General features: G+C 44.0%; 2 protein-coding genes. Both read left to right on the top strand.

Going from position 1 to position 1,629, the window contains the following annotated elements; translation table 11 throughout:
* A partial coding sequence (locus tag A3729_RS20185) for an aldehyde dehydrogenase family protein (RefSeq protein WP_156498046.1) occupies positions 1–668 on the top strand: 668 nt, incomplete at its 5' end.
* 24 nt (positions 669–692) lie between these two features.
* Positions 693–1,629: AMP-binding protein (locus tag A3729_RS20180; RefSeq protein WP_156498045.1), on the top strand; the 937-nt coding region annotated here is incomplete at its 3' end.

Genomic DNA, 1,629 nt, shown 5'->3' with positions numbered 1-1,629 from the left:
GAAATAATATTGATGAGTTTGTTGAGGCCGTAAAGAAACAGTTTATAAAAATGCATCCCTCGACTTCCGGTAGTGAACATTACACCTCATTGGTAGACGACCGCGCAGACGAACGTTTCAGGCGCCTAATTGACGACGCGAAAGCGCATCGGGCAGACATAACCGTTTGCGGTTCTATTGGCAAGGGGCGGCAGTACCCGCTTCATATTGTAAAGAACCCTGATCTCAATATGAATTTGATGCAAGAAGAAATATTCGGTCCAATTTTGCCTGTGATTCCCTACGATAATATCAACGAAGTAATTGACTTTATAAACGACCGGGAACGCCCTCTAGCACTCTATTTATTCGGCCATGATAAATCCATACGAGACACAATTATGAAAAACACGCTGTCTGGTGGAGTAAGCATTAATGATTGGGGCTGGCATGCATTCAATCACGACATGCCTTTTGGTGGCGTGGGTAATTCAGGTATGGGCAGTTACCATGGCGAAGAAGGGTTTCGTGAGCTATCCCATGCCCGATCGACTTTTCAACGACATCGATTCTTTCCGATTGGTTTATTCTATCCTCCCTACGGAACCATTATTCAGAAATTATCGATGAAACTATTTCTAGGTAAGGCAGATAAAGAGCTGCTAGGCCCACCTAATCTAGATTCATAATAATAAACACCTTTGGGGTTACCGATGACACAGATAAACACAACACTCTCACGCAACAACCTAGCCGACTTTTTAGAGGGCTTTCTTCAAAAATACGCAGAAAAACCAGCTTATTCATGTCTCGGGCAAACATTATCCTTTGCTGAAATCGATGCTAAATCTAAGGCTTTGGCCTGTTTCTTACAGCAGCAAGAGAACCTAAATCAGGGTGACCGGATAGTGATACAGCTGCCAAATCTAAGCCAGTACCCAATTGCTGCTTACGCCGCGTTGCGTGCTGGTTTAGTCGTGGTAAACACAAACCCTCTTTACACGCCTAGAGAAATGCAGCATCAATTCTCAGATTCAGGTGCCAAGGCGATAATTATTCTAGAAGACCTGTTGCCCAACTTAGAAAAAATCAAGGGTGATACGGCGCTGGAGCTAGTGATTTCAACAGGTGCTGCGGATTTACTAAGCGACTCCCCGACGCCTGCTCCAGAGGGTTGCCACTCTTTTAGCCAAATCCTCAATGATTTTGATCAGGCTAAATTGCAAGCCCGTAAAGATATTGGCCCAGATGATTTATGTATGCTCCAGTACACTGGAGGCACAACTGGCGTTTCTAAAGGTGCTTGTTTAAGCCACCGAAATGTCATAAGTAATGCTAAACAATGTTTGGATAGACTTGCTACAGGGTGTAGAGAAGGGCAAGAGATATTTGTGTGCCCATTACCCCTCTACCATATCTATGCCTTTACAGTGAATATGATTATGTTTGCGAGCAAAGGCAATCTCAATGTACTCATTCCTAACCCTAGGGATCTTAACGCCTTTATTAATGCCATCAAACCTTTCGAATTTACCGGCATATCAGGGATCAACACTCTCTTCGTCGGTCTTTGTATGCAGGAAGAATTTAAAGCGCTAGATTTTTCAGCACTGCGATTGACCGTCTCGGGTGGAACTGCCTTAACCTCTA

The organism is Oleiphilus sp. HI0043 (genome assembly GCF_001634935.1).
Note: the sequence above shows the minus strand (reverse complement) of the source record. Positions and strands in the feature narration are given on the sequence as shown.